The organism is Mycobacterium palustre (assembly GCF_002101785.1).
GTDB lineage: Bacteria > Actinomycetota > Actinomycetes > Mycobacteriales > Mycobacteriaceae > Mycobacterium > Mycobacterium palustre.
This window is the reverse complement of the sequence record NZ_LQPJ01000012.1, coordinates 1-6,671: the sequence shown is the minus strand read 5'-3', so window position 1 is coordinate 6,671 and position 6,671 is coordinate 1. Positions and strand designations below refer to the sequence as shown.

The following is a 6,671-nucleotide window of genomic DNA, read 5'->3' as shown; positions in this document are numbered from 1 at the left end:
AACACCCCGGTGGCGCTGCCCCGCAACCCCGTGGGGTCGATCCCGGCCCGCTCCAAGGCTTCCCAGGACAGCTCGAGCAACATCCGGTGCTGGGGATCCATCGCCAGCGCCTCGCTGGGCGCGATCCCGAAGAACGCCGGGTCGAAATCGCCGACGCCGTCCACGAAGCCGCCGGTGCGCGCGTACGTCTTGTGGCGCGCGTCGGGGTCTGGGTCGAAGAGGCCCGCCAGATCCCAGCCGCGGTCGGTGGGAAAATCCGAGATCACGTCGCGGCCGTCGGCCACCATCTGCCAGAGGCCCTCGGGGGTGTCGATCCCGCCGGGGAAGCGGCACGACATGCCGACGATGGCGATCGGCTCGCTCGACCGCTCCAGCAGCGCGCGGTTGGTCCGCTTCAGGCGTTCCACCTGGACCAGCGCTTTGCGCAGCGCCTCGGTCGCATGCTGGAGTTGATCAACCATCACTTACCTCGCCTAACCCTCGGCCCGACAGCTGGCCGTTGTTAACCGCAAAATGCGGCTGCCACAGAGCCACGGAAGGTGCCGCACGCCGTGCTGCTCTCCAACACAAGAATGTCGCTGGTGAGTATGGCTAACTCCGACAGGATTTCAAAAACGTCCGATAATTCCGGTTTGTCGAGGCGGACCGGTTTTGACGGGCACGCCCGAGCACACCCGGTGCGCCTTTCCTGGCGCGACTGTACCCGGAGTCGTTGAGCGGCGGTCCGCGACTGGTCAGACACCCGCGCGGCGCCAGCCGTCGGCCGCCCGGGCGGCCCGGATCAGCACTTCGCACAGGTCCCGCAGCTCGGCGGCCCCGGCGCCCTCGTCGAGCGCGGTCGCGACATCCTCGGCCGCGCATCGCACCTGGTACACCCGGTCCGACAGGTCCGCCGCGTCGTCGGCCGAGAGGACCACCGCGTCGGGCGGCAGGGCGGCGGCCCCGTCCGCGTTCAGGCCGCGGCTCAGCGTGGCCCGCTGCTCGTAGGCCCGCTGACGGCAGGACTGCCGGCAGTACTGGCGGCGCCGCCCCATGCCCGAATCGGTCACGTCTCGCCCGCACCAGCGGCAGGGCTGCGGGCGGGCACGGCGGGTCACGCCTGCCGACTTTAGCCCGAAGCGTTCCGCAATCCCGGTATCATGGGGGTTCGCGCCGCGTATGCCGCGTGTCGGCCCGGGAACTACGCGGACCGTCATAACGTTTGCTAAGCGAGCAGATTCGCACCACAGCCAAAAGGATCTGAAGGAGTAGCACACACATGGCCGATCGTGTCCTGAGAGGCAGCCGCCTTGGAGCCGTGAGCTACGAGACCGACCGCAACCACGACCTCGCGCCGCGCCAGATCGCGCGGTACCGCACCGAGAACGGCGAGGAATTCGAGGTCCCGTTCGCCGACGACGCCGAAATCCCCGGCACCTGGCTGTGCCGCAACGGCTTGGAAGGCACCCTGATCGAGGGCGACCTGCCCGAGCCCAAGAAGGTCAAGCCGCCGCGCACGCACTGGGACATGCTGCTCGAGCGCCGCACGATCGAGGAGCTCGAGGAGCTGCTCAAGGAGCGCCTCGAGATCATCCGGTCGCGCCGGCGCGGCTGAGCGCGGCCTTCGGGCCGCCCGGCTAGCCGCGGTTGTCGGAACGGATGACGCCGGTCCGCGCGCCCCTGGCCCGGCGCCCCTCGATGCCCCATCGGGTCACCTTGACCAGCGCCTCGCGGATATTCGATCCGCTCATCTTGGAGACGCCGAGTTCGCGTTCGGTGAAGGTGATCGGCACCTCGGCGATGACGAACCCGTTGCAGACGGTGCGCCAGGTCAGGTCGATCTGGAAGCAGTAGCCCTTGGAGTCGACCCCTTCGAGGCCGATGGTCTCGAGGACTTCGCGGCGGTAGGCGCGGTAGCCGGCGGTGATGTCGTGGACGCCGATGCCCAGCGCCAGGCGCGCGTAGGTGTTGGCCGTCCAGGACAGGGCCCACCGCCGCCACGGCCAGTTGCGCACCGCACCCCCGTCGACGTAGCGCGAGCCGATCGCCAGGTCGGCCCCGGCGTCCACGGCGTCCAACAGCAGGTGCAGTTGCTCGGGCGCGTGGCTGCCGTCGGCGTCCATCTCCACCAGCACCGAGTACTGTCGGCTCAATCCCCAGGCAAAGCCCGCCAGGTACGCCGCGCCGAGGCCGTCCTTGGCGGTGCGGTGCATGACGTGGGTGCGTTCCGGGTCGGCGGCCGCGAGCTCGTCGGCGAGGTCGCCGGTGCCGTCGGGGCTGTTGTCGTCGACGATGAGCAGGTGCGCGTTGGGGCACGCGTCCTTCAGCCGCCCGTGGATCACCGGCAGGTTCTCCCGCTCGTTGAACGTCGGAATGATCACCAGGACGCGCTCGCTGGGACGGTTGCCCGGAACGCGGGGCGCCGGCTGGCCGGTGGTCATGTAGCTCCTCTGTGTCGCCCGAAGTCAGGTCGGCCGCCCTCGTCGGGCGGGGTGTCGTCATCGCCGCCGTCCGGCGGAGTGTGGTCGCCGCCCTGGTCAGGCGGGGTTTCGCCCGGGGCCGCACCGGCGTCGTCGGTTTCACCCCGGGGCCCGGACCTGAGGCGAATCGGACGCGGGAACCACCCATTGTGCCGTATCCCGGCCAGAATGACCGCCCCGGCCGCGGCGACCAGCACCCACTGCAGGATCGGGGCCCACCGCGTGGCCGGGGTCAGCTTGGTCTTGAGCCGAACCTGAATGTCGAGGTAGGCGGGCTGGAAGAAGTCGGTGCGGACCAACTCGGCGCCGTCCGGCGCGATCACGGCGCTGATCCCGGTGGTGCCGGCGACGATGACGTAGCGGTCGTGCTCGACGGCGCGAACCTTGGCGAACGCCAGCTGCTGTTCGCTCATGGTCTGGTTGAAGGTGGCGTTGTTGCTGGGCACGGCCAGCAGCTGCGCGCCGCCCAGGACCGCCTTGCGCGGGGCCCGGTCGAAGATGACCTCCCAGCAGGTGGACACGCCGACCGGCACGCCCGCGACGTGCACGACGCCGCCGCTCTTGCCGGGCACCATGTGGCCCGCGCGGTCGGCGTATCCGGACAGGTGCTTGAAGAGCCACGGCATGGGCAGGTACTCGCCGAAGGGCTGCACGATCTCCTTGTCGTGGCGGTCGGCGGGCCCGGTGACCGGGTTCCACACGATCACGGTGTTGGTGTACGCCGAATTCTCGGGCGTGCGGCCCGGCAGGTCGAGGATGGTGCCGACGACTATCGGCACGCCGATGGCCGCGACGGCCCGCGCGACCTGTTCCGCGGCGTCGGCGTTGAGGAGCGGGTCGATGTCCGAAGAGTTTTCCGGCCAGATCACGAATTGGGGTTGGGGTGCCGCGCCGGCGCGCACGTCCTCGGCCAGCCGCAGCGTCTCGCGGACGTGGTTGTCGAGCACCGCGCGGCGCTGGGCGTTGAAGTCCAGACCCAGCCGCGGCACGTTGCCCTGCACGACCGCGACGGTGACGGCGGGTTCGCCGCCGGCTCCCGCGCCGGAATGCCGCACCTGCGGCCACACGATGACCGCGGCGAACAGCACCAGGCAGATGCAGACGCCGGGCAGCACCACCGCGGGCGGCTTGCCGTCCTGGCCGCCGTCCTCGCGCCCGGCCCGCCACCATTTCGCGATCTCGAGCGCGATGGCGGTGGCGCTGAAGCCGACGAGCATGATCGCCGTCGAGAGCAGCGCGACGCCGCCGAGCTGGGCCAGCGGCAGGAACGGGCCCTGCGCCTGCCCGAAAGCCACCGACCCCCAGGGGAACCCGCCGAACGGAAACACCGACTTCAACCACTCCTGGGCCGCCCACAGCACGGCGAACCAGATCGGCCAGCCGGGCAGCCGCCGCACGCTGACGGCGCACAGGCCGAACAGCCCCGGAAACAGCGCACAGGTCGTCGCCAACGCCAGCCAGGGCGTCGCCCCGACCAGGCTGCTGATCCACGGCAGCAGCGGCACATAGAACGCCAGGCCGAACAGGAATCCGTAACCGAAGCCGCCGCTGGGGGTGGTGGCGGGGTGGATCAGCACCCAGGCCAGCAGCGCGGCGGCGACAACGGCGGCCCACCACCAGTTCAGCGCGGGGAAGCTGGCGAACAGCAGCAGGCCGGCCGCGACCGCGAGGGCCAGGCGCGGCAGCCGGGGCAACACCGCGGCCCGGATCGCGGGCAGCCGCGCGACCGCCGCAACGCCAAGCCCCGAGAGCGCCCGCCGCGGGATCGCGCCCAGCCGCCGCCCCGGCGCGGGACCGTCCCCCGGGCCGTCGGGCGGCTGCTCGACGTCGGGCTCGGCGCGGACGGCGGCGGGTTCTTCGTCCCACTCCGATTCGGCTGCGTCGCCGATCGGGTCGGGGTCGGGGTGGATGGGGAAGTCCTCGGCGCCCTCGTCGGCGGGCTCGTCGTCGCCGACCCCTTCTTTAGCCATAGATGACAGCGCCTCGGTGCACGGTGCGCCGGCAACGCGGCAGGGGGTCGTGGGGGCCCAGGCGCGGCAGGGCGGGCACCCGGGAGCGTGGATCGGTCGACCAGCGCTGGACGGCGTCGCGCGGCGCATGCACGTCGAGGTCCCCGGCGTCCCACACGGCGTAGGAGGCCGGCGCGCCGGGCGCCAGCGTCCCGGCCTGGCCGTCACGGACCCCGGCCGCGCGCCAGCCGCCGCGGGTTGCGGCCGCGAACGCGGCGCGCGCCGAGATCGCGCTGCCCGGGGTGTGGTGGTTGACCGCGGCCCGCACGCCCAGCCACGGGTCGAGGCACGTGACCGGGGCGTCGGAACCGAGCGCGAGGGGCACGCCTTGGGATGCTAACAGCGCCAGGGGGTTGAGCCGGCCGGCTCGTTCGGCGCCCAGACGGCGGGCGTACATGCCGTCGACGCCGCCCCACAGCGCATCGAAAGCGGGCTGCACGCTCGCGATGACGCCCCACGCGCCGAGTTTCGCGGCCTGCTCGGCGGTCACCATCTCGACGTGCTCGAGGCGGTGCCCGCAGCGGGCGACGGCGGTCACCCCGACGTCGGCCACGACCCGTTCGAAGGCGTCGACCGCCGCCGACACCGCGGCGTCGCCGATGACGTGGAATCCGGCGGCGATCTCGGCCTCGGTGCAGGCCCGCACGTGGGCCTCGACGGCGTCGGGGCCCAGGTAGCAGGCGCCGCCGCGGTCGGGCGCGTCGGTGTAGGGCTCGTGCAGCCAGGCGGTGCGCGACCCCAGCGCCCCGTCGACGAACAGGTCGCCGGCCAGCCCGCGCGCTCCGGTCTCGTGTTTGAGGGCACGCGCCTCGGCCGCGGTGGTGATCGCCTGGCCCCAGTAGCCGATCACTTCGACGCCGTGATCGAGGTCGCGCAGCCGCAGCCAGTCGTCGAGGCCGCCGATCTGGGGGCCGGCGCACTCGTGCACCGCGACGATCCCGGCCGCCGCGGCGGCGTCCAGCGCCGCGGCGCGGGCCTCCGCCAGCTGTTCGGCGGTCAGCAGGTCGCGGGCGACGGCGCGGACCAGGTGGTGGGCGTCGCCGGCCAGCGGGCGGTCGGGGCTGAAACCGGTCGCGGCGGGCAGGCCCGGGACCAGCCGCCGCAGGGCCGTCGACGCCAGCGCCGAGTGGACGTCCACGCGCGTCAAGTACGCGGGCCGGTCGCCGAGGGCGGCGTCCAGGTCGGCGGTGCTCGGCGGCGCGCCCTCGGGCCACGACGACTCGTCCCAGCCGTGCCCCCAAATCGGCCGGCCCGGGTGGGCGGCCGCGTAATCCGCGACCATCCGGATGCACTGCGCCCGCGATGTGGCCGGCCGCAGGTCCAGGCCGCTGATGGTCAGGCCGGTCGCGGTCAGGTGAACGTGGCTGTCGACGAATCCCGGCGCGACGAAGCCGCCGTCGAGGTCCTCGACGGCGGCGCCCGGAAACTGGTGGCGCCCCACGTCGTCGCTGCCCAGCCACACGATGACGTCGCCCCGGGTCGCCATGGCGGTGGCGTCGGGGTGCGTCGGGCTATGGATGCGGCCGTTGACCAGCAGCGTGGTGGGAGGGTCGTCCGCGGTCATCAGGCTAAAGCTAGTGCGGCGCGGTCGACCGGGGCCGACTAGTCCCAGGCGGGCTGTCCGGGGAACCCGCCGCGCGGCTCGTTCGGCAGGGCCGGCGGGCGGACGTCCCGGACGTCCACCACCTCGCCGTCGATGTAGCCGCGGCCCTCGCCCGCGTGGCCGCGCGGGACGTCGGCCCCGAACAGCGTCGCATCGGCGATCACCGGCACCCGGCGCCGCAGGCCGCGCATCGCCACGGCGGCCAATCCGGGGGCGGCCGCCGACCGCAGCGGCCGAATCAAGAGCAGCAATCCCAGCACCGTGGTGACCAGCCCGGGAGCCAGCACCAAGACGGCGGCCAGCGTAAGCAGCGCGCCGTCGCTGACCGCGCTGCGCGGTTCGGCCACACCGGAACGCAGGTGCCCGAGCTGGCGGGCCAGGTGCGAACCGGCCATCGGCGCCAACAGGCAGGCCCCGAGCAGGAAGCTCGCCGACAGCACCAGCAGCGTCCAGCCCCATCCCACCGTCCAGACCAGGGCGGCGATCGCGGCGAGCTCGACGACTGCGTAGATGAGCAACAGACGAGGCTCCCTAATGCGTTTGTCAAGCCGCGTTGGTGCTGCCGGCCGGGTTGTAGGGCTGTCGGGTGCGCAACATGGC

General features: G+C 72.6%; 5 protein-coding genes and 2 pseudogenes. 1 reads left to right on the top strand and 6 read right to left on the bottom strand.

Annotated elements, in window-relative coordinates; translation table 11 throughout:
- Positions 1 to 461 (bottom strand): beta-ketoacyl synthase N-terminal-like domain-containing protein (locus tag AWC19_RS01200; RefSeq protein ID WP_142280908.1); only part of this gene is annotated, 461 nt, incomplete at its 3' end.
- Positions 462 to 734: 273 nt separating this feature from the next.
- Positions 735 to 1,097 (bottom strand): hypothetical protein, encoded by a 363-nt coding sequence (locus tag AWC19_RS29985; protein WP_085076285.1) that lies wholly within the window; start codon positions 1,095 to 1,097, stop codon positions 735 to 737.
- 161 nt (positions 1,098 to 1,258) lie between these two features.
- Between AWC19_RS29985 and rbpA the strand changes: the two genes are divergently transcribed.
- Complete coding sequence (gene rbpA / locus AWC19_RS01190; RefSeq protein WP_085076284.1) at positions 1,259 to 1,594, top strand: RNA polymerase-binding protein RbpA; 336 nt, start codon at positions 1,259 to 1,261, stop codon at positions 1,592 to 1,594.
- 22 nt (positions 1,595 to 1,616) lie between these two features.
- On the opposite strand, the pseudogene AWC19_RS31480 reads toward rbpA, so the two are convergent.
- From AWC19_RS31480 to AWC19_RS01170, 4 genes and pseudogenes are all read right to left on the bottom strand, one after another.
- Positions 1,617 to 2,441 (bottom strand): annotated as a pseudogene (locus tag AWC19_RS31480) (polyprenol monophosphomannose synthase); the annotation flags it as partial.
- A gap of 88 nt (positions 2,442 to 2,529) precedes the next feature.
- Positions 2,530 to 4,225 (bottom strand): annotated as a pseudogene (lnt, locus tag AWC19_RS01180) (apolipoprotein N-acyltransferase); the annotation flags it as partial.
- A gap of 196 nt (positions 4,226 to 4,421) precedes the next feature.
- A complete protein-coding gene (locus AWC19_RS01175; protein ID WP_085076281.1) occupies positions 4,422 to 6,032 on the bottom strand; it encodes an amidohydrolase in 1,611 nt (536 codons plus the stop codon).
- A gap of 38 nt (positions 6,033 to 6,070) precedes the next feature.
- Positions 6,071 to 6,589, bottom strand: a complete 519-nt coding sequence (locus AWC19_RS01170; RefSeq protein ID WP_372508704.1) for an FxsA family protein — start codon at positions 6,587 to 6,589, stop codon at positions 6,071 to 6,073.
- Positions 6,590 to 6,671: the final 82 nt, after the last annotated feature.

What these genes read in the sequence shown, in the direction of transcription:
- AWC19_RS01175 (WP_085076281.1), bottom strand. Translation starts at nt 6,032, where the DNA reads ATGACCGCGGACGACCCTCCCACCACGCTGCTGGTCAACGGCCGCATC.
- rbpA (WP_085076284.1), top strand. Translation starts at nt 1,259, where the DNA reads ATGGCCGATCGTGTCCTGAGAGGCAGCCGCCTTGGAGCCGTGAGCTAC.